20 protein-coding genes and 1 tRNA gene are annotated in these 20,363 nt (G+C 44.3%); 13 read left to right on the top strand and 8 right to left on the bottom strand.

Translation table 11 applies throughout. The annotated features are described in order from the left end of the window. Positions 1–90: 90 nt before the first annotated feature. The gene (queA, locus tag FNC98_RS04805; RefSeq protein ID WP_143580192.1) at positions 91–1,146 is read right to left on the bottom strand and encodes a tRNA preQ1(34) S-adenosylmethionine ribosyltransferase-isomerase QueA; all 1,056 of its coding nucleotides are present in this window, start codon (positions 1,144–1,146) and stop codon (positions 91–93) included. A gap of 191 nt (positions 1,147–1,337) precedes the next feature. After that, on the bottom strand, positions 1,338–1,508 hold the full coding sequence (locus tag FNC98_RS16775) for a hypothetical protein (protein WP_185968064.1): 171 nt from the start codon (positions 1,506–1,508) through the stop codon (positions 1,338–1,340). 425 nt (positions 1,509–1,933) lie between these two features. Between FNC98_RS16775 and FNC98_RS04800 the strand changes: the two genes are divergently transcribed. Further along, positions 1,934–2,010 (top strand) — tRNA-Trp (locus FNC98_RS04800). Between the two features lie 16 nt (positions 2,011–2,026). On the opposite strand, the gene FNC98_RS16770 is transcribed toward FNC98_RS04800, so the two are convergent. Beyond that, complete coding sequence (locus FNC98_RS16770; RefSeq protein WP_185968063.1) at positions 2,027–2,200, bottom strand: hypothetical protein; 174 nt, start codon at positions 2,198–2,200, stop codon at positions 2,027–2,029. Here FNC98_RS16770 and FNC98_RS04795 point away from each other — a divergent pair. The 6 genes from FNC98_RS04795 (at position 2,199) to FNC98_RS04770 (ending at position 8,006) form a co-directional block, all read left to right on the top strand. Then, complete coding sequence (locus FNC98_RS04795; RefSeq protein ID WP_143580191.1) at positions 2,199–2,669, top strand: hypothetical protein; 471 nt, start codon at positions 2,199–2,201, stop codon at positions 2,667–2,669. The two genes, FNC98_RS16770 and FNC98_RS04795, sit on opposite strands and share 2 nt — an antisense overlap. 26 nt (positions 2,670–2,695) lie before the next feature. Further along, entirely contained in the window at positions 2,696–3,157 is a 462-nt protein-coding gene (rimI, locus tag FNC98_RS04790; RefSeq protein WP_143580190.1) for a ribosomal protein S18-alanine N-acetyltransferase, read from the top strand. 223 nt (positions 3,158–3,380) lie between these two features. After that, positions 3,381–4,961, top strand: a complete 1,581-nt coding sequence (gene prfC / locus FNC98_RS04785; protein ID WP_143580189.1) for a peptide chain release factor 3 — start codon at positions 3,381–3,383, stop codon at positions 4,959–4,961. A gap of 2 nt (positions 4,962–4,963) precedes the next feature. After that, positions 4,964–6,703, top strand: coding sequence for an arginine--tRNA ligase (gene argS / locus FNC98_RS04780; protein ID WP_143580188.1), 1,740 nt, complete (start codon positions 4,964–4,966; stop codon positions 6,701–6,703). Positions 6,704–6,891: 188 nt separating this feature from the next. Next, entirely contained in the window at positions 6,892–7,116 is a 225-nt protein-coding gene (locus tag FNC98_RS04775; RefSeq protein ID WP_143580187.1) for a hypothetical protein, read from the top strand. Positions 7,117–7,244: 128 nt separating this feature from the next. After that, positions 7,245–8,006 carry a TatD family hydrolase gene (locus FNC98_RS04770; RefSeq protein ID WP_185968062.1) on the top strand — a complete coding sequence of 254 codons (762 nt, stop codon included), beginning with the start codon at positions 7,245–7,247 and terminating at the stop codon, positions 8,004–8,006. On the opposite strand, the gene FNC98_RS04765 is transcribed toward FNC98_RS04770, so the two are convergent. Further along, complete coding sequence (locus tag FNC98_RS04765) at positions 7,992–8,576, bottom strand: AhpA/YtjB family protein (protein WP_185968061.1); 585 nt, start codon at positions 8,574–8,576, stop codon at positions 7,992–7,994. The genes FNC98_RS04770 and FNC98_RS04765 overlap by 15 nt on opposite strands. Before the next feature lie 139 nt (positions 8,577–8,715). Between FNC98_RS04765 and serB the strand changes: the two genes are divergently transcribed. The 3 genes from serB to FNC98_RS04750 all read left to right on the top strand — a co-directional run bounded on the left by serB (position 8,716) and on the right by FNC98_RS04750 (position 13,640). Then, positions 8,716–9,777, top strand: coding sequence for a phosphoserine phosphatase SerB (gene serB, locus FNC98_RS04760; RefSeq protein WP_260680470.1), 1,062 nt, complete (start codon positions 8,716–8,718; stop codon positions 9,775–9,777). An 87-nt stretch (positions 9,778–9,864) separates the two neighbouring features. Next, positions 9,865–11,229: a DNA repair protein RadA gene (gene radA, locus FNC98_RS04755; protein WP_143580184.1), complete on the top strand. Its 1,365-nt coding sequence runs from the start codon at positions 9,865–9,867 to the stop codon at positions 11,227–11,229. 131 nt (positions 11,230–11,360) lie between these two features. After that, on the top strand, positions 11,361–13,640 hold the full coding sequence (locus FNC98_RS04750; protein WP_143580183.1) for a S9 family peptidase: 2,280 nt from the start codon (positions 11,361–11,363) through the stop codon (positions 13,638–13,640). A 60-nt stretch (positions 13,641–13,700) separates the two neighbouring features. Here FNC98_RS04750 and FNC98_RS04745 read toward each other — a convergent pair whose 3' ends face one another. Both FNC98_RS04745 and dinB read right to left on the bottom strand, forming a co-directional pair. Next, positions 13,701–14,558: an MBL fold metallo-hydrolase gene (locus FNC98_RS04745; protein WP_143580182.1), complete on the bottom strand. Its 858-nt coding sequence runs from the start codon at positions 14,556–14,558 to the stop codon at positions 13,701–13,703. Positions 14,559–14,702: 144 nt separating this feature from the next. Continuing rightward, positions 14,703–15,749, bottom strand: a complete 1,047-nt coding sequence (gene dinB / locus FNC98_RS04740) for a DNA polymerase IV (protein WP_143580181.1) — start codon at positions 15,747–15,749, stop codon at positions 14,703–14,705. A gap of 207 nt (positions 15,750–15,956) precedes the next feature. Here dinB and FNC98_RS04735 point away from each other — a divergent pair, with 207 nt between their 5' ends. Continuing rightward, entirely contained in the window at positions 15,957–17,933 is a 1,977-nt protein-coding gene (locus FNC98_RS04735) for a BCCT family transporter (RefSeq protein WP_143580180.1), read from the top strand. 6 nt (positions 17,934–17,939) lie between these two features. Here the strand turns inward: FNC98_RS04735 and FNC98_RS04730 are convergent, their stop codons facing one another. Then, on the bottom strand, positions 17,940–18,236 hold the full coding sequence (locus FNC98_RS04730; RefSeq protein ID WP_143580179.1) for a hypothetical protein: 297 nt from the start codon (positions 18,234–18,236) through the stop codon (positions 17,940–17,942). Positions 18,237–18,570: 334 nt separating this feature from the next. Here FNC98_RS04730 and FNC98_RS04725 point away from each other — a divergent pair, with 334 nt between their 5' ends. Together FNC98_RS04725 and FNC98_RS04720 are read left to right on the top strand one after the other, a co-directional pair. Then, entirely contained in the window at positions 18,571–19,353 is a 783-nt protein-coding gene (locus FNC98_RS04725; RefSeq protein WP_143580178.1) for a MaoC/PaaZ C-terminal domain-containing protein, read from the top strand. A gap of 88 nt (positions 19,354–19,441) precedes the next feature. Then, on the top strand, positions 19,442–20,023 hold the full coding sequence (locus FNC98_RS04720) for a DUF4136 domain-containing protein (protein WP_143580177.1): 582 nt from the start codon (positions 19,442–19,444) through the stop codon (positions 20,021–20,023). 111 nt (positions 20,024–20,134) lie between these two features. On the opposite strand, the gene nqrM is transcribed toward FNC98_RS04720, so the two are convergent. Next, on the bottom strand, positions 20,135–20,356 hold the full coding sequence (gene nqrM, locus FNC98_RS04715; RefSeq protein WP_143580176.1) for a (Na+)-NQR maturation NqrM: 222 nt from the start codon (positions 20,354–20,356) through the stop codon (positions 20,135–20,137). Positions 20,357–20,363: the final 7 nt, after the last annotated feature.

Raw genomic sequence — 20,363 nt, 5'->3', positions numbered from 1 at the left:
ACTGGCTTATTGGTTTAAGCTCCGGCTAAGTATATCAAAAGCCCACAGAGCGTGTTTTTAAATAACGGCAACTGCTGTTTGTCGTCATCATTAATCTTTGTTTTGTTTACTCAGGAACATCGCATCACCATAACTAAAAAAGCGATACTGTTCGTCGATGGCCTGTTGATAAGCATTCATAATGTGCTCATAACCTGAGAATGCGCTAACTAGCATCAACAGCGTTGATTCGGATAAATGAAAATTAGTGATCAGGCAATCGACAATTTGAAAGTTAAAACCCGGGGTAATAAAAATATCGGTGTCGCCGTAAAACTCAGCCAGAGGCTGTTTTTTATCCGAGTGATGTTTGGCTGCACTCTCAAGGGAGCGCATCGACGTGGTACCCACGGCAACCACGCGGTTGCCCGCAGCTTTGGTCTGGCGAATCTGCTCAATAACTTCCGGACTTACCTCGACATATTCAGAGTGCATGACATGGTCATCAACATTGTCAACACGAACCGGTTGGAAGGTACCGGCGCCTACGTGCAAAGTCACAAACGCTAGTTGCACGCCTTTTGCCTTTATTTTTTCCAGTAAAGGTTCATCAAAATGCAAACCCGCCGTCGGCGCAGCTACTGCTCCGGGCTTTTCGCTGTATACCGTTTGATACCTTTCTTTATCAGAATCTTCATCAGGACGGTCGATATAAGGCGGCAAAGGCATATGACCGATTTCTTCCAGAACCTCCAATACCGACTGTTCACCCTGCACTTCCAGTTCAAACAAGGCATCATGGCGGCCAACCATGGTCGCATTAACTTTATCTTCCAGCAGTAACTCAGCCCCAGGTTTTGGTGATTTACTGGAGCGTACATGGGCAAGAAACCGATGTTGATCGAGAATTCGCTCGACCAAAACTTCAATCTTACCGCCACTTGCTTTGGTACCAAACATTCTTGCCGGAATCACTCGGGTGTTGTTGAACACCAACAAGTCACCGGGATTGAGTTTATCGATAACATTCGTGAAGGTGTTGTGCTCGATCGCTCCGCTGTTGCCATCCAGTACCATTAAGCGGCTTGCGGTCCGCTCTGGCTGTGGGTAACGGGCAATAAGCTCATCAGGTAAATCAAAGGCATAATCACTGACGCGTCGGGTCATAGTTAGGCACCAAAAAACGAGGTTAAAAAATCCGCGACAGTTTAGTGCCCGAGGCCACGAATAGCAAGAGAAATAGAGGGGTTTAGCTGCGCTTTATAAGCAACTTGAGAGTTTGACTAGTCGAGGAGCATTTCATTGAGCCAATGTACATCCGAAAAGATAGATTTTCGGGAGAATAGTGGAAAAATGAATTAGTCGACCTGAGCGGTATCCTGTTCGATATCAGATTTAGGTTTGAAATCTTCCGGAGTAAGTTGCGATTCCACCATATTGATATCAACGTTTACACGTTGTTGCGCTGGCTCAGTTGAGATTTCATTTTTTTGGCGCGTAAGCTTTCGAAGCATATCGATGAATTTCATACTTAAAGTCCTTTAAGTCATTGAAAACGAGCCGTTGGGGGGGACGAGCCAGGTTACAATACTTGCTTGGTTAAAATGAGTACTGCTTAATTAATCAGCATTCTATGGCCAATCACAATACATTTCAACTACAACCTTATGATTTTTTGAACTTTTATTTTAGCTTTAATATCAGAAGGTTAACTCATTATTATCGTTTATTGTTGAGCTGGTTTCTGTGGTTTATTTGCGCTCAGGTGTTAGCCTTGGGAGTTTTAACCAAAAATCTTCAAAAAAAGATTAACCTGAAGGAGATTACATTTGCTTGCAGAGCCCACCTGGCGTGACGATTGAGTAATTATTCAACACTTGAACCAATCCGATAAAAAAATCATAAATTAGCCCTTTACCTTTAACTTTGGTTGGGTATAATGCACAGCCACTGCAGGGGTGTAGTTCCAATTGGTAGAACGGCGGTCTCCAAAACCGACGGTTGGGAGTTCGAGTCTCTCCACCCCTGCCATTTCTTTCTTATCTCTTTATTTCCCTCGTTGCTTAACAAAATCAAGCAATTGCGTTCCATCACCTAAATCTTGTTCGCGAAAAACGATTAAAATTCCAATAAATTTCACACGACTTTCTAGGTTGTTACGATTTTTTCTGTCATTATTAAGTGATATTTCAATCCCCAGTGCCATTGGAAACTGTTTCATGAGCTTAAACCGAAAACAATTCGACTACCTTCAGGAAATGGGGATCAGCGTATGGTCGGCCAGGGAAGAAAAATTTTCCAGTCTCGAATCAGGTGAAGATAATCCAGTAATCATTGACCAAAGTGACAAGATTCTTGCCCGTTTGAACACGTTAAAGAATTCCCCTGACAAGAAACCCGAAGCAAAGGCAAAGCAAGCATCGAAAGCACGACAGACTGCCGAGCAACATTACCAAAGTTGTATCGACAGTCAGTGGTTTAAAGATTTATTACGCTGGTTAGAAATAGAAGCCGACCAGGTTAGATTAGACGCCGATGGAATCCACTTTGATAAATTTACCTGGCAATTTCATCGCAAGCAAAAAATCGAGTTTGTAGATTTTAATATAAAATCACCAAGTTTTGCCGAAATCGCACCCGACGAAAAACAGAAACGACAATTATTTGTCTGGTTTAAATCGAATCGTTAACCGAGTTCGCCGTATAGATTGACGTTATGAGTAGTATTCAGTCGTTTTCCATTGACCACATCAACCAGATTTATGCGATTGAACTAGCCTGTAATCCCTTCCCCTGGTCGCAGAAAATCCTCGAAGGTTGTTTTGGCCCACGCTATTTGACCCGTGGAGTCACCGATGGCAATTTGTGGTTTGGGTTTTACGTCGCGGACTATGTTATTGATGAGATGACGTTAATGGAAATCGCTGTCCACCCTGATTGGCAGAGAATAGGCTATGGAGCGGCTTTACTCGAAGACTTATTTGCGCAAGCCGAGCAATTAAACATTAACCAGGTGTTTTTGGAAGTCAGAGCCAGTAACATCGCTGCGCAATTGCTTTACATTAATCACGGGTTTGAACAAATTGACCGCCGCGTTGGTTATTACCCGGCAGCAACCGGTCACGAAGACGCGATCATCATGCGAAAAACCATGAACGAATTGGTTCTGGCTAAATAGCCACTCACTCCACAGCGATTTTTCAGCTCTTCGCAATTTCCGTTGTAACCTGCCCCTTCCCGCCAAAATTTACTAAAATTTTCGCCATAAGTACTGCTCATTACCACAGCTTTGGGTATAATAGCGCGTTTTTTAATTACATTGGGCACTCGGTAAGCACTTCTGGTGATAAAGATTTCACCTGGTACCGAAAAGCCTCAAATTGATCGGGCTAAGTTTTAGTATGACGATACAACAGCAGGAAGTTGGCAAACGCCGCACTTTCGCCATTATTTCTCACCCGGATGCGGGTAAGACGACGATAACAGAGAAGGTATTGCTTTTCGGTCAGGCTCTGCAAACTGCAGGTACCGTTAAAGGCAAAAAATCTGGTCAGCATGCCAAGTCTGACTGGATGGAAATGGAAAAAGATCGTGGTATTTCAATCACTACCTCAGTAATGCAATTTCCATATGCTGATTGTCTGGTTAACCTATTGGATACCCCAGGTCACGAAGATTTCTCTGAAGACACCTATCGTACACTTACCGCTGTTGACAGTTGTTTGATGGTCATTGACACCGCCAAAGGTGTAGAGGATCGCACCATTAAATTAATGGAGGTTACTCGCTTACGCGATACCCCGATCATTACCTTCATGAATAAAATGGATCGTGATGTGCGCGACCCAATTGAAGTCATGGATGAAGTGGAAAGCGTCCTTAAGATTAAATGCTCGCCGATTACCTGGCCGATTGGCATGGGTAAGGAGTTTAAGGGTGTCTACAACCTGCTTACCGATGAAACCATTCTTTATCAAACTGGTCAGGGCCACACGATTCAGGAGAAGCGTGTTATCAAAGGGCTGGACAATCCAGAGCTAGATACTGCCATTGGCAATTACGCTGACGATTTACGTGAAGAGCTGGAGCTGGTTCTCGGCGCGTGTCACGAATTTAATTTAGAAGAGTTTCTTGCTGGTGAGTTGACCCCGGTTTATTTTGGTACCGCTCTTGGTAACTTTGGTGTTGACCATATGCTTGATGGTTTAACCGAATGGGCACCAAAACCACAACCTCGCCAAACCGATTTACGTCAAGTCCAGGCCGATGAAGAAAAGTTCTCAGGTTTCGTATTTAAAATTCAGGCTAATATGGACCCGAAACACCGTGACCGTATTGCCTTTATGCGTATCTGCTCGGGCAAATACACTAAGGGCATGAAGATGCGTCAGGTGCGTATCGGTAAAGATGTGAAAATCGCCGATGCGGTTACCTTTATGGCGGGCGACCGTGCCAATGTTGAAGAAGCATTTGCCGGCGACATCATCGGCTTACACAACCATGGTTCAATCCAAATTGGTGACACCTTCACTTCAGGTGAAGAAATGAAATTTAGTGGTATCCCGAATTTCGCTCCGGAAATGTTTCGTCGTATTCGCCTCAGGGATCCGCTAAAAGCCAAGCAGCTGCAAAAGGGCCTGATTCAATTATCCGAAGAAGGTGCTGTACAGGTATTCCGACCTATGGCTAACAATGACATGATTGTTGGCGCTGTTGGTGTGCTGCAATTTGAAGTGGTTGTTCATCGTCTGAAAACCGAATATAACGTTGATGCCATCTATGAACCAATTTCCGTTGCAACTGCCCGCTGGGTGAGTTGTGACGATGAGAAAACCATGGCGCAATTTGAAAAGAAAGCCTATGACAACCTAGCCCTTGATGGTGGTGATAACTTGACGTATATCGCCCCGACTATGGTTAACCTGAATCTGACCCAGGAACGTCATCCCGATATTATTTTCCACAAAACCCGTGAACACTAATTATGAATATTCGTCAATTACTGAATGAAAAAGTCAGTGCGGCTATGGTTGCCGCCGGATTACCTGAAGGCACCAACCCTGCGGTTAGTGTTTCCAATCGCCCGCAATTTGGTGATTACCAGGCAAATGGTGTCATGGGTGCGGCAAAGAAACTAAAAACCAACCCAAGAGAACTGGCGCAGAAAGTTGTTGAGCAACTAAACCTTACCGATATTGCTTCGCAAGTGGAAATCGCAGGCCCTGGTTTTATCAACATCCATCTTAAGCCTGAGTGGTTAGGTCAGCAACTTGTGATTGCCAATCAGGACGCTAAATTAAACGTCAGCCAAAGCGCTCAGCCAAAAAATGTTGTGGTCGATTATTCGGCACCAAACCTGGCCAAAGAAATGCACGTTGGTCACTTGCGCTCCACCATCATCGGTGATGCGGTTGTCCGTGCACTAGAGTTTCGTGGCGAAACGGTAATTCGCCAGAACCATATGGGCGACTGGGGTACTCAGTTCGGTATGTTACTGGCGCACCTTAGTGATAAATTGGCTCACGACGAAGTTGCCGAAACCGCGCTAGCGGATTTGGAAGACTTCTATCGGCAGGCAAAAATACGTTTTGACGAAGAAGATGGTTTTGCCGATCGTGCCCGTGAATATGTGGTTAAGCTGCAAGGCGGCGACAGCGATTGTTTGGCTTTGTGGAAGTTATTTATTGATATCTCGATTCACCACAGTGAAGAGATTTATGACAAGCTAAACGTTACCTTAACGCGCGACGACATTATGGGCGAAAGCGCCTATAACCCGGATTTGCCAAAAATCATCGACACCTTGATGGCGAAGAAGATCGCGGTTGAAGACCAGGGTGCAAAAGTTGTATTCATCGAAGAGATGGCCAACAAAGATGGCGAACCTTCGGTATTTATCGTGCAAAAATCTGGTGGCGGTTATTTATATGCGACCACCGATTTATCCGCTTGCCGCTACCGCAGTTTTGACTTAGACGCGGACCGCATCATCATCTTCACCGATGCTCGTCAGGCGCTGCATTTTAAACAAGTTGAGATTACCGCCCGCAAAGCTGGATTCCTGCCAGAACGCACTACCTACGATCACTGCCCATTTGGGATGATGATGGGCAGCGATGGCAAACCATTTAAAACCCGTACCGGTGGCACCGTTAAACTTGCCGAACTGCTCGATGAAGCAGTAAGTCGCGCTGAAACGTTAATGGCCGATAAAATTGCTGATTTCTCAGAACAAGAGCGTGCCGAAATTGCTCGAAAAGTAGGTATTGGCGCGGTTAAATTTGCGGACTTATCGAAGAATCGTACCAGTGATTACATCTTCAACTGGGATACCATGCTGAGCTTTGAAGGTGCTACAGCACCTTATCTTCAATATGCGTACACGCGAATTCAGAGTATTTTCAAGAAAGCTGGTGTAGAGGCAAATAGCCTTACCGGTGAGATCCTTATCGATGCTCCCCAGGAAAAAGCATTGGCGGTAAAATTACTGCAACTTGAAGAAGTCCTGGATGCAGTCATCAGCGAATGTACCCCGAATCTTCTGTGTAACTACCTTTATGAGCTGGCAAGCCTTTATATGAGCTTTTATGAAGCCTGTCCGATTCTTAAAGACGGTATTGAAGAGCCAGTTAAGCAATCCCGCCTGCAGTTATGCCAGTTGATCGCGAAAACCCTACACCAAGGTTTAGATTTACTCGGCATTGACGTCATGGACCGCATGTAAGGTGTAACTATAACTGGATAAGGTTGCCTACAATCGGGTAACTTAACAAACTGAAATTCCATAATGAAAAGGCTAACGTCTAGTTAGCTTTTTTTTTGCTCAATTTATTTCTTTTGAGGAATAATGTGATTGTTTTTGCATCGACAATTGAGTATATTACACGCTTATTGGGATTTAAGGATAATTCAATGAAAATAAGGGAATATTTTCAGCAAGACGGAATCAGCAAAATTGTCATGTTGTTTGTCGCCCTCTCCTTAACGGCTTTGCTGGTCTTGTTTATCGTATTTAACATTCGCAATACTTTAGCTATCACATTCTCATACACCTTATTGCTTTCTAGCACTGCCCTACTCGCTCAGGGTATTTTGTTCTGGTTCGGATATCGATATATCTGGCAAACGGGCAATTAAAGTCCCCCACTCTTTTGCAAATTGACATCAGACGTGCACCTTCTCGCACTGCATAATCCTCTGAATTACTGACAGCGGAACGAATGTTATTTATATTAACGGCATAACTGTTTAATCAGGCCTGTGTATTGAAATTCACTGATAGCCATTGTCATTTTGATTTTCCTGAATTTGATGACAACCGAGAAACCATTGCCGAAGCATTAATAGTTTCCGGCGTGCATCGCCTTATCGTCCCCGGCGTCAGTGCAGAGCACTGGTCTCGACAACTTAACACCTGTAGTAACTTAAGCTCGTGTTATTTTGCCTTCGGTATTCACCCCTGGTGGATTGAAAATGCCAAGGAAGCGGACTTGGATAAGCTGGAACAAAACCTGAAAAACTCTGAAAAAGTTGTAGCTTTGGGTGAAATCGGCCTCGATGCCAAGGTTGCTAATTTTGATAAACAGCAGCGATTTTTTGAACAACAGTTAGCACTGGCAAAACAGCTACAGTTACCGGTACTCGTTCATCATCGGCAAACCCATTCGCCAATCAGTAAAGCGTTGCGCCATTACCAGCTCAGTCGCGGTGGGATCATCCACGCATTTTCGGGCAGTTATCAGCAGGCAAAGTTGTACATTGATTTGGGATATCGTCTGGGAATTGGTGGAGTGATTACCTACGATAGAGCCAAAAAAACCAGAGAAACCGTTAGTCGGGTACCACTGGACGCTCTGGTATTGGAAACCGACGCACCGGCAATGCCTTTGTCAGGCAGGCAGGGAGAAGCGAACTCTCCCCTTTACCTTACAGAAGTATTTAAAACCTTTTGTGATTTGCGGAACGAGAAAGAACAACTAATTGCCGAGCAATTAGAAAAAAACAACGAAAGCTTATTTTCGTTTTAACCCCGGAATATTAAGATTTGGCGTTGTCGGGTGGTTGTACCAATACAACACCACCATAGCACCCAACATAAGCATTAAAATCAACGCTAAGTTATCACGTTGACGCTCATTAAAATCATCGACGAGACTGTCGGCATTAAAATTAATCCTAAGATATCCCAGCAAGTTACCATCACGGATCTCAGCCACGTAAGGTGCCCGATAAGGGCTGCCATTCATTCCTCTGAGTTCCAATTCCTGTACCATTGTCTGAGCCGATTCAGAATGTGCGATTAACTGACCATTTGTATCATAAATCAGTGCCTGCTCTACCCATTCATTTTGTTCGAGTTGTTCGGCAAACTGGCGAAGACCTTTACGATTATTTTCTCTAAGCAGAATTTTTGCACTGAGCACCGCTTGGTTGATAAAACCGCGGGCAATATCTTCGACATGTTGACTCATGATCTGCTGGTTTTTATAAATGCGAACGATTGAGCTATTAAATATGATAAGAAGTAAGACGATAGCCATAAAAATCGGCAGCAGTCGATTAACCGTATGTTTGAGTCGTGAAATCATTGTCGACATGAAATTTTCCTGTGCAAAATCAGGGATAAAGAAAAATAAAAAGAAAATTAAAAATAAGGTTTTAATCATAGTGCTTTATTTGCGAAGATAGAATCCTTTTTTTAATTCTCATCTACGTTTCAGTATTAAGGTACCTATCGTGGCGACTCAAAGCATGCGCACTTCTTTGGCAAAAATTGCCAATCTGGGCTTAAACCAATTGTTAACTCATCAAGATATTAAAGCTCCTACAGTTTTTACAATTGACCAAGATGTTCTCTGCCTCGATAGCGATCTACAAGTGTTGAATCCGGTCATGTTTGAGCAAGGCCAGCCCATCCTCGAACAAGAGGTTACCAATGGCTGGGAGCTAGTTGTATTAAGTCAGATGACATTAGCGCAACTTAACGAATTATGCACTCAAGCCCACCTTAAACTGGTTTATCTAAATCAGATTAATCATCGCCTGGGGGTTTCCAGTTATCGCTTTTCGGTACAAACCTCAGATCCGCAGCAGTCACGTATCAATGCCAACACATTTGCCATGGCGAACAACCTCGAACTGGCGTTTATTGAAAACGCGCCGTCATTAGCACAACCTGGGTTGTTAGTAATGGACATGGATAGCACCACTATCGAAATTGAGTGTATTGACGAAATCGCGAAACTGGCCGGCGTTGGAGAAGAAGTTGCCGAAGTTACTGAACGGGCGATGCTGGGAGAACTCGATTTTGCCGCAAGCCTTAAACAACGAGTCGCGACGTTAAACGGTGCCAGTGAATCAATTCTTGCTGACGTTGCCAGCACCTTACCTTTGATGCCAGGCCTGCGTCCATTATTAGATCTGCTTAAAGAACATCAATGGCGTATAGCTGTAGCCTCCGGAGGCTTCACCTATTTTACCGATTACCTGCAAAAAGAATTAAACCTTGATGCTACCCAGGCCAATGTTTTGGAAATTACCGATGGCAAACTTACCGGTAAAGTCCTTGGCGACATTACCGACGCACAGGTTAAAGCCGAGACCCTGGGCCGCCTTGCTAATGAGTTTGAAATTGCCGCGGGCCAAACCGTCGCTATGGGCGATGGCGCTAACGATTTACTAATGCTTGCAGCCTCTAACCTTGGGGTGGCATACAAAGCCAAACCTGTGGTTTTACAACAAGCCGATTGCGCCATTAACTTCTCCGGCTTGGACTGTCTGGCTCACTGGTTAAAATAAAGGTTTTGCAGGGCGATAAAATTAAAGTACACTAAACAAACACTGTACATTTATACATACCGACAGAGATAAAAAGAGTTTATTTGCATGGCAAAAAGCAAGACGGCATTTGTTTGTAATGATTGTGGCGCAGACTTCCCTCGCTGGCAGGGGCAATGTTCGGAATGTAAAGCATGGAATACCATATCCGAAGTCCGTCTTGGCGCCGCGCCTAAGCGAACCGACAGTTTTTCTGGCTATGCTGGGCAATCCAATGCTCAGGTGCAGGTACTGAATGCCATTGATTTAAGTGATTTACCACGATTTAGTTCCGGATTCGCTGAATTTGACAGGGTATTAGGTGGTGGTATCGTTCCTGGCAGTGCGATACTCATTGGTGGTGAGCCTGGCGCCGGTAAAAGTACCCTATTACTGCAAACCATGTGTGCTCTAGCCGAGCAAATGAACGCTCTTTACATCACCGGGGAAGAATCCCTGCAACAAGTTGCGATGCGCGCGCACCGATTAGAACTCAAAACCGATAAGCTAAAAATGTTATCGGAAACCAGTGTTGAGAATATCTGCAACATTGCCGATCGGGAAAAGCCGAAAATCATGGTGATTGATTCCATTCAGGTAATGCACATGGCTGATGTGCAATCTGCTCCTGGCAGTGTTTCCCAGGTGAGAGAAAGTGCCGCCTATTTAACCCGATTTGCTAAACAGAACCATGTCGCGATGATAATCGTTGGCCACGTAACCAAAGATGGCTCTTTAGCCGGTCCTAAAGTCCTTGAGCACTGCATCGATTGTTCAATCATGCTTGAAGGTAGCACGGATTCGAGATTTAGAACCTTACGGGGTAATAAAAACCGCTTCGGTGCCGTCAATGAACTCGGTGTGTTCGCAATGACTGGCCAAGGATTAAAAGAAGTCAAAAATCCTAGTGCGATATTTCTCTCCCGACAAGAAGAGCAAACCGCTGGCTCAGTGGTCATGGTGTTATGGGAAGGTACAAGGCCTTTATTGATAGAAGTTCAGGCTTTAGTGGACTATTCCGCACTCGCTAACCCGCGCCGTGTGGCGGTAGGCGCTGAACAAAACCGACTATCAATGCTACTCGCCGTACTGCATCGTCATGGTGGTCTGCAGATGAACGATCAGGATGTATTTATAAACGTCGTTGGCGGTGTCAAAGTCACTGAAACCAGCGTTGATTTAGCCTTATTGCTGGCCATGGTGTCGAGTTTTCGCGATAGAGCCCTGCCCCGGGATCTGGTTGCTTTTGGCGAGATTGGTTTATCTGGCGAAATTCGCCCGGTACCAAGTGGCCAGGAACGTATTAATGAAGCCGCTAAGCACGGTTTTAGAAAAGCCATAGTACCCATGGCAAATAAGCCCAAAGAGCCGATAGAAGGCATGGAAATCATCGGCGTAAATACCCTGGCTCAGGCCCTCGAAGCTATCCTGTAGCTCCTGCTTGGGTAATAGCGTTCACATTTTGTAACGACATAATCGCCAATAGTTTGACACAAACCCTTCGACAGGTTTGGTTTTGGTTAGTAGAATAATCAGTTATTTAATTCTATTGACTCTGGCAAACTATGAAAAAAGCAGTATCCGGTATGCTGATGCTGTTGCTAAGTGCAACACTTCATGCCGAAGAACCTCTGGCACAAGACCAGACAGCCCCGTCGACAACTGTCGAGCCAAAGCCGTTAACCATTGATCGCATCTATAGCGCTCCGGCGTTAACCGGTGAAAAGTCGAAAAACTTACAATACTTCCCAGATGGCAGTAAAGTCTCTTATTTAAAGGCCAAACTCGAAGACCAGAATCGTTATGATCTCTGGCAATATGACATTGCCAGCAACGAACATACCTTGTTAGTGGACTCTGACAGTATATTCAGTGGTAAAGAAGAGCTGAGTGACGAAGAAAAAGCCCGCCGTGAGCGCCAGCGAGTTTACGGTTCCGGTATCATGGAATACGTTATCTCCCCTGATGGTTCGAGTATCGTGTTTCCAATCAATGGTGATTTGTACCTTTACGATACCGAGAGCAAAGATGCGCAACAGCTAACCGCAGACAAGGAATGGGAAACGGATATTAAGTTCTCGCCGAAGGGAAAATACGTTTCTTACATCAAGCGCCAGAACATCTATTTAATCGATGTTACTGCAACTAAGAAAAAAGAAGTGACGTTGACCAAAGATGGCAAAGATACCATCAAAAACGGTATGGCCGAATTCGTTGCTCAGGAAGAAATGGATCGAATGACCGGCTATTGGTGGTCGCCGAATGAGAAACACCTGGCCTACATTCAGGTGGATGAGTCCGGTGTCGATATCGCCATTCGTAATGAAATTTATGCCGAAGAAGTAAAGCTTTACGAACAACGCTACCCGGCCACTGGCACCAACAATGTCAGGGTAAAACTAAAGTCAGTGCAAATCAGCAATGGCAAAGTGAAAAACTTTCCACTTGGTGAGGAAACCGACATCTACCTGGCGCGAGTTAACTGGTTGCCAGACTCTAAAGGGTTAAGCTATCAATGGCAAAGCCGCGATCAACAAACGCTTAAACTTCGTTTCCACCAGCTTAAATCCCGTGTTGGCAAAACTGTGCTAACCGAAGCATCTGATCATTGGATCAACCTTAATCATGATTTGACTTTCCTGAAGAAAAACCGCCAGTTTATCTGGGCCTCTGAACGAGACGGTTTTAAACATCTTTATCTCTACAATTATGAAGGGGAAGTATTAGCCCAGTTAACAAAAGGCAAATGGGTTGTCGACGAGTTGGTTGCTGTCGATGAAGAACAAGGCTGGGTGTACTTCACTGGCCGTGCAGATACGCCATTAGAAAAGCATCTTTATAAAGTCACCTTAGATGGCAAGTCACCTGAGCATGTAACCCGCATTAGCAAACGTAGTGGTTTTCATAAAATTCGCTTTGCTAAAGACAAACAAACCTACCTGGATAACTTCTCTAGTGTCAGCGTTGCTCCACAGTTAAGTTTGCACAAAGCAAATGGCGAACGGGTTACTTATTTGATTGAGAATGCACTGGATAGCAACCATCCGGTGGCGCCATATCTGGATGCATTAGTTACACCTAAGTTCGGTACATTGAAATCCGATGATGGTGAGGTCGATCTTTATTACAAACTCTACACCCCGAAAAACTTAAAACCAGGCAAAAAATACCCGGTGATTGTTCATGTTTACGGCGGTCCGATTGCACAGCGCGTTACGAATCAGTGGGGTGGCGCCGATATGATTCAATACATGGTCAGTCAGGGTTACATCGTATTTCAGCTGGACAATCGCGGTTCCAACTATCGCGGTACTGCGTTTGAGTTTCCAATCTACAAAAACCTTGGTGATGTCGAGCTAACCGACCAAATCACCGGTGTGAAATATTTGCGCACCTTACCGTTTGTTGATGCTAACCGAATTGGCATATACGGCCACAGTTACGGTGGTTACATGGCGTTAATGGCTATGTTTAAAGCACCGGAATATTTCCAGGCGGGTGTTAGTGGTGCACCGGTAACAGACTGGTTGTTATACGATACCCATTACACTGAGCGCTATTTGGGTCATCCAGAAAGCAATGCCCAAGGATATGAGCAAAGCTCGGTATTCCCCTATGTTGAAGGTTTCGAGGGTTCGTTATTCCTGTACCATGGTATGGCGGACGACAACGTGTTGTTTACTAACACGACTAAACTGATTAAAGTCATGCAGGATCAAAACAAAATGTTTGATTTGATGACTTACCCAGGCTCTAAGCACAGCATGCGCGGCAAACCGGTAAAAGTGCATTTAAATAACGCTATCATGCGTTTTTTCAATGACAACTTTGAACCGCAAAACTAAATAAAAAAGCCATTAAAAAAGCCCGCTCTGATAGCGGGCTTTTTGTTAACGATTACGAATCTACTTACCAAGGTCAGTAATTAAGGTCTTTAACCAGCGCTCTTCATTGATAAACTGCCAGCTCCAGTCTTTATACTGCTCACCGATACCAGCTTTTAGAATCTCTTCTTCGGTTTTACCCTCTTCTAAAGCCGTTTCTACTAGGTCGATGGAATAAGTAATCATTTCAATAAAAGATTGCAGGCCTATCATATCGGTAAGCTTACCGTGACCCGGAATAATCTTGATGTCCTGGGCGTAGCTTTCACGAATCTTTTTGATGTTTGCCAGATAGCCTTTGACTGTGCCGCCGTGGGTGATGTCGATATACGGGAAACGTCCCTCAAAAAACAGATCGCCCATGTGCAAGACTTTATGCTTCGAAAAGTACACCACGGTATCACCATCGGTATGCCCAGAAGGCAAATGCATCAACTCAATCACTTCATCATCAAGGTAAATCTTCACACCATCTTTGTAGGTAACCACCGGCAAATGGGCACCGGTTTTCTTATTATCTTCAGCTACGCGCTTGCGCACATTCTCATGGGCAAAAATTGGCGCGTGTTGCGCAAAGTAGGCATTAGCACCTGTGTGGTCGCCATGATAGTGAGTATTAACAACATACTTTAACGGCTGATCTTTAATTTCTTTCATTGCCGTTTCGATCTTCTCAGCCAGGGGCTCAAATTGATCATCGACAAGCAATAAGCCTTCATCGGTTGCCAGTACTCCGATGTTTCCACCAGCGCCCTGCAGCATATAAACATCTCCGGCGACTTTATCGGCGATAATGCTTACATCGGAGAAATCCTGTGCCGCCTGTGCCGGCAGACTTAACATGCCGCTTAACAGCAATAAAATTGATAATTTTTTCATAGTGTTACTCTATTTATTTTTGTTACTTTCAGACTATGGGATATTTCTAGCAGAAAATCCAGTCATCGTAGTTATGGGAAAGCCCGGTCTCTTAGTTGCTTAGTAAGTACTCTGAGAAACGGTATTAAGATCAAAGAACAAAGATCAAAGATTAAAGGAAAGCTGTTGTTTATCTTGTTTGGCAGAGAAACCGACGTGAATACCCAGTAACCGCACTGGCTTACCTTGACCTCGGCTCAGAGCCTCTTTTAATAATGAAGGGAAGAGTTCTGGCGTTAACTGCGCACAACTTTGATCGACGGTGGTTTGAGTAAAATCAGCAAATTTCACTTTAATGCCTTGACGACAGATTGCCTGTTCATCAGCTTTATGCAGACGCTGTTCGAATTTCGGTAATAACGAGGTAAGCACTTGCAGACATTCAGACTCACTATCTATATTTTCTGCCAAAGTTGTCTCAATGCCGAGAGATTTTCGAACCCGGTCAGTTTTTACCTCCCGATTATCGATACCCTGGCAACGCTCATATAAGCTGCCGCCAAACTTACCGAACCATTGCTGAATGTCTTCTAAAGAATGACGACGCACATCGGCGCCGGTTCTGAGCCCCTTTTGATGCAAACGCTCTAACGTTTTTGGTCCAACGCCGGGAATTTTCTTTAAATCTAACTCCGCGACAAAGTCGCGAACCTGCTCCGGTTTAATGACACAGATGCCGTTAGGCTTATTTTCATCGGAAGCAATCTTGGCAACGAATTTACAGGGAGCAACCCCGGCGGAGGCGGTTAGATTCAATTCCTGCTGGATATCTTTACGAATTTGCTCGGCGATTAATGTCGCACTGCCGTGACAATGTGGACTGTCAGTAACGTCAAGATAAGCTTCATCTAAGGAAAGGGGTTCAATCAAATCGGTGTAGCGCTGGAATATTCCACGAATTTGCCCTGACACTTCTTTGTAAACCGACATTCGACCTTTAACCATGGTTAAATCAGGGCAGAGACGCAAAGCATGGGCAACCGGCATGGCCGAGCGCACGCCAAATTCACGAGCCGGATAATTACAGGTGGCAATAACGCCACGTTTGCTGCTGCCACCAATGGCAATAGGAATATCCTGCAGCGCCGGGTTATCCCGCATTTCCACCGCAGCATAGAAGCAATCCATATCAATGTGGATGATCTTTTTGATAATTGCCTCGACAACAACAAACCAATAACTGTATATAAATACAGTCTACCGATTTCATAGCTGTAAAGCAAACCCTGGCGAGTGAGCAAATTCAATCAAATGTTCAAGATATAAAAAGCTTGTCTATACTTAGTTCCAACTTTCCGGTGAGCTGTGCTGGCAAGTCGTTGATATTCTCCACAAAGGCTTTGTGTTAGGAGGTGAGCTTTGCCAAACAAACTGCAACCCGAAGGGCTCAATAGAAAAGTCTTTATCAGCTCATCCGCAATTATCCTCGCACTTCTGCTTTATGCTGTGCTCTGGCCCGATTCCGCAGCCGATAACTTTAATAGCCTGCAGGACATCATAATCAAAGATGCCAGCTGGTTTTATATTCTCAGTGTCGCCATCATTCTCATTTACGTTATCTTTCTGTGTATATCAAAATACGGAGATATTCGCCTCGGTCCTGACCACTCCAAGCCGGCCTATTCGATGATGTCGTGGATATCTATGTTGTTTGCAGCAGGTATGGGCATTGGGTTGATGTTCTTTAGTGTTGCAGAACCCATTATGCATTACTCCTCACCACCGGATGCGGCGCCAGAAACCATAGAAGCCGCAAGAGAAGCAATGCGTACTACCTTTTTCCATTGGGGTTTACATGCCTGGGCAATCTACGCAGTAGTCGCGCTGATCCTTGCCTATTTTGCGTTTCGGATGAACCTGCCGTTAACGTTGCGGTCAGCACTCTACCCGTTTATCGGCAATAAAATATATGGCTGGCCGGGACACCTGGTTGATATCTTTGCGGCGGTTGGTACCGTATTTGGCGTTGCGACTTCACTTGGCCTTGGTGCTTCCCAGGTTAATTCCGGCTTTCACTATCTGTTCGGCATTGAAGTAAACAATTTAAACCAAATCATTTTAATGACGGTGATTATTGGCTTTGCCATAGTTTCTGTGGTCAGCGGTCTGGACAAAGGCATCAAACGATTATCTGAAACCAATATGGGGCTCGCGCTAGGCTTGCTTGCCCTAGTTTTCATCCTCGGCCCTACGGTATTCTTGTTGTCCGCTTACGTGCAAAACATCGGCGATTATTTATCTCATATTGTCCGCTCAACCTTTAACCTTTACGCTTACGAAAAAACCGACTGGATTGGTGGCTGGACCCTATTTTACTGGGGTTGGTGGCTAGCCTGGGCACCGTTTGTGGGTTTATTTATTGCCCGTATTTCCCGTGGCAGAACCATTCGTCAATTTATTGTTGGGGTGCTGTTGATCCCAAGCGCGTTTACCATGTTCTGGATGACAATTTTCGGTAATAGCGCTATTGAGATGGTAGGCAGCGGTAATGCTGATGATTTAGTACAGATGGTTTCCGAAAATACGTCTGTCGCCCTGTTTGTCTTCCTCGAGCATTTTCCGTTTACGGAAATACTAGCCGGGCTCACGGTGCTAATGATTGTGATATTTTTTGTCACCAGCTGTGATTCCGGAGCCATGGTCATCGATATGCTGTGCTCCTACGGTAACAACAATACACCGGTTTGGCAGCGTATCTATTGGGCGATTTGTGTTGGCCTGGTTGCTGGTATTTTACTGCTTGCTGGTGGCCTAAACTCGTTACAAACCATGACCATTGCCAGTGCCCTACCCTTTACCATAGTACTGTTGATGTCGATGGGAGGCTTGCTCAAAGCACTGCGGGTGGAAACCTTCAAACAGGAAAGTTTTTTGCTAACCTCGTTCCCTCATACAGGAGCCGAGAATAAATCCTGGCGAGAACGGCTCACTAAGATTAATCATTACCCCACAAAAGATAATATCGACAATTTTATTGAAAACACCATCCTTCCATCGCTAACGGAGATAACCGAAGAATTTATCACATTGGGAGAGAATGCTCACTTAGGTGAAACTGAACTGGGCTGGCAGTTACAAATAAAACTCGAGGATTCTCCGGATTTTGTCTACGCCGTTTACCGCCAGAAAAACGTGCAACCTAATTTAACCGAAGAACAACTCGAATCGCTGGCACAAGACCCGGATGACGATGATCTACATTATTACCGGGCTGTCGTGCACCTAACCGAAGGTGGTCAGGATTACGATGTCATGGGTTGGTCAAAGCTTGGCGTCATTAACGATGTAATCGACCAATATTACAAACATCGTTATTTCATCTATTTACTTAATTAGCCAGTATTAGCCGTTTTCTGATTCAATTTCGACTTCGAAGCCGCCGATCATCGGCGCCAGTAAATTATAGAAAAAGCACATAATGGCGGTACTGATATAAGTGAAGATAAAGTAGATAATCGGCACTACCAGTAATGTCCAGCCGCTAAATTGCTGCATATCCGGGTCCTGGTTGGCAACCTCAGGAGCCATAAATGACAATAGCATCACAGGGATTAAAAAAGGCAAAAATGCTACTGCCATCAAGATACCGGCCATCAATGCGTTTTGATGAATACTTAGTCGGGTCACACGTTTTTTCATAACATCACCTTTTGTCGAATTAGAAAAATTATAGGTGGTTATGAATAAATGCGGATAAATACAGGCTATCATTCAGCCCTTTTTTAAGAAACGACAAACCCAAATCAGAGATTAATCACAGAGACCCCGACATTAACAACCCCTGATGCAATTAAGTTGCGAAATCAAAGAGATCCGTTAAAGTAATACCAATTCCACTAAGTTTTTGCACAACTCAGAGTTAGGGCAGAGGTTCATTTACGACATAGATTTCATTGATATAGCCATTCTATATTAATGAATGGTATAAAAAGATTGATGACTAATAACGTGTTGTCAAAACATCGGTATATTCATGTTGACCTATTTAAATTTATTAGCGAAAAAATCTCTTCCCAGTACCCAGGTTGCCGATTTTCAATGCCACTATTCTCATTGCCAGGCTAATCTGAAGCAGCAACAGGAATTTCGCAAAGCCATGCAGATAGCTCCAGGCCAGGAGTTACCAATCAGTTATGAGTTTTTAACCGCCTTTCCTTACATCCTTAAGGTTTTCGCTGACAAACGATTTGCCTATAAAGCCATTGGCCTGGTACATCTTTCCAGTGAATTCCAACAATTCAACAATTTTGATCGCGCTTTACCCTTTGATTTAGAGATTAATATTTATCAGGGCATTGAGCACCCTAAAGGTAAAGAAGTTAAGATTGTTATCGAATTCCATCAGCAAGGACAGCATTGCCTTAGCAATACTAATGTGATGCTTAAACGCGACAAAACCGATAAACCGACGGCTAAGAAAACTCAGCAAATGCGCCAGTTCCAGCAGGAATACTTTCTGCTAATCAGTCATAAATTGGCCCGTCGTTATGCTAAGGTCAGTGGCGATTACAACCCAATTCATCTTTATGATGTCAGTGCTAAATTGTTTGGCTTTGATCGAGCTATCATCCACGGAATGTACATGTGTCACCGTCTACTGCTCGATAAACAAATCGAAGTTACACATTGCAAAGCCAACTTTAAGATGCCTTGTAAGCTGCCAGCCAAAGTTGGTGTTTGTCAGCAAGAGCAACATTTAATTGCCTTTAGTGACTCAGATAGATTACATATGGATATCGAACTATTTGAGAGTTAAGCGCTTCGTCCATTACACCCGCATCTGGTTGATAAAACAGGTGCAGGAGTCTATAAGCTAATAATAAACAAAAAACGAGGACGCCCTTATGAACCCGCTAAAACGGCAATTTTCCAGCCACTATCAACTGTTGTTAATGAGTCTGCTTGTGCTGCTAATTCAAGGGTGTCAGTCCTCTTCCGCGGTCAGCGATTATGATACCCGAAAAGACTTCAGCGCCATTTCCGAGTTCCAGCAAGGGCCTAGCAAACAGGGGATAAAACCCGATGATCTAACCGAAGAGCGGCTTACAAAATCCATCGAACAGCAACTATTGGCTAAGGGCTTTAGCGTAACTAACAATACCGGCAGCGACCAACACATCATTGTCAGTCATTTCATTACGACCCAGACTAAACAAAACAACTCATCAATTAATATTGGACTTGGTACGGGTCGTCATAGCAGCAATAGTTCTGTAGGGGTTGGGGTAAATACTTCGATTCCAGTTTCCGGCAGGGAAACCGTGGAAATGCGGGTAACCATAGATTTTCATCAAGGTGGAAAGTTAATCTGGCGTGGTTTTGACAGCTTCAATGCCAAAGGAAATGACAAGCCAGAAAAACGCCAACAGGATATTGATAAAGCCGTGGCCAATATCCTTGCACAGTATCCGCCAGGCAAGAAATAATCGGAATAGAATTACTTAATTCTTACTGTCCATTCAAGCGCGATGTATTCGTCAACAGCAATAAAAAAGGGGACGCAAGAGCCAACTTGCATCACCTTATAAAATGGGATACTAAATGTTTTTAATATCGATTTGCTCGCCTTTAAGTTTGGCCTGACGTTCTCTTTCCAGGCGTTTCTCACAAGGATTGTCACAATTACAGGCTTTATCAATACCTAAGGTAGATAAACCGCCACAGCTACCAGCCAAACTTTTCTGTTGAATGATATAGCCTACTGCCATCGCCGCAACGATAATCAGGAAGAAAGCAAACGTTAATAAAAATATCGACATAAGTCTT

The sequence above is a fragment of the Thalassotalea sp. PS06 genome (genome assembly GCF_007197775.1).
In the GTDB taxonomy this organism is placed as follows: Bacteria; Pseudomonadota; Gammaproteobacteria; order Enterobacterales; family Alteromonadaceae; genus Thalassotalea_A.
Note: the sequence above shows the minus strand (reverse complement) of the source record. Positions and strands in the feature narration are given on the sequence as shown.

Excerpts from the sequence above, each read along its gene's own strand:
- FNC98_RS04725 (WP_143580178.1), top strand. The coding sequence starts at position 18,571 with ATGTTGACCTATTTAAATTTATTAGCGAAAAAATCTCTTCCCAGTACC.
- argS (WP_143580188.1), top strand. The coding sequence starts at position 4,964 with ATGAATATTCGTCAATTACTGAATGAAAAAGTCAGTGCGGCTATGGTT.
- FNC98_RS04730 (WP_143580179.1), bottom strand. The coding sequence starts at position 18,236 with ATGAAAAAACGTGTGACCCGACTAAGTATTCATCAAAACGCATTGATG.
- FNC98_RS16775 (WP_185968064.1), bottom strand. The coding sequence starts at position 1,508 with ATGAAATTCATCGATATGCTTCGAAAGCTTACGCGCCAAAAAAATGAA.
- FNC98_RS04775 (WP_143580187.1), top strand. The coding sequence starts at position 6,892 with ATGAAAATAAGGGAATATTTTCAGCAAGACGGAATCAGCAAAATTGTC.
- FNC98_RS04750 (WP_143580183.1), top strand. The coding sequence starts at position 11,361 with ATGAAAAAAGCAGTATCCGGTATGCTGATGCTGTTGCTAAGTGCAACA.
- FNC98_RS04720 (WP_143580177.1), top strand. The coding sequence starts at position 19,442 with ATGAACCCGCTAAAACGGCAATTTTCCAGCCACTATCAACTGTTGTTA.
- FNC98_RS04765 (WP_185968061.1), bottom strand. The coding sequence starts at position 8,576 with ATGTCGACAATGATTTCACGACTCAAACATACGGTTAATCGACTGCTG.
- nqrM (WP_143580176.1), bottom strand. The coding sequence starts at position 20,356 with ATGTCGATATTTTTATTAACGTTTGCTTTCTTCCTGATTATCGTTGCG.
- radA (WP_143580184.1), top strand. The coding sequence starts at position 9,865 with ATGGCAAAAAGCAAGACGGCATTTGTTTGTAATGATTGTGGCGCAGAC.
- rimI (WP_143580190.1), top strand. The coding sequence starts at position 2,696 with ATGAGTAGTATTCAGTCGTTTTCCATTGACCACATCAACCAGATTTAT.
- prfC (WP_143580189.1), top strand. The coding sequence starts at position 3,381 with ATGACGATACAACAGCAGGAAGTTGGCAAACGCCGCACTTTCGCCATT.
- queA (WP_143580192.1), bottom strand. The coding sequence starts at position 1,146 with ATGACCCGACGCGTCAGTGATTATGCCTTTGATTTACCTGATGAGCTT.
- FNC98_RS04745 (WP_143580182.1), bottom strand. The coding sequence starts at position 14,558 with ATGAAAAAATTATCAATTTTATTGCTGTTAAGCGGCATGTTAAGTCTG.
- FNC98_RS04795 (WP_143580191.1), top strand. The coding sequence starts at position 2,199 with ATGAGCTTAAACCGAAAACAATTCGACTACCTTCAGGAAATGGGGATC.
- FNC98_RS16770 (WP_185968063.1), bottom strand. The coding sequence starts at position 2,200 with ATGAAACAGTTTCCAATGGCACTGGGGATTGAAATATCACTTAATAAT.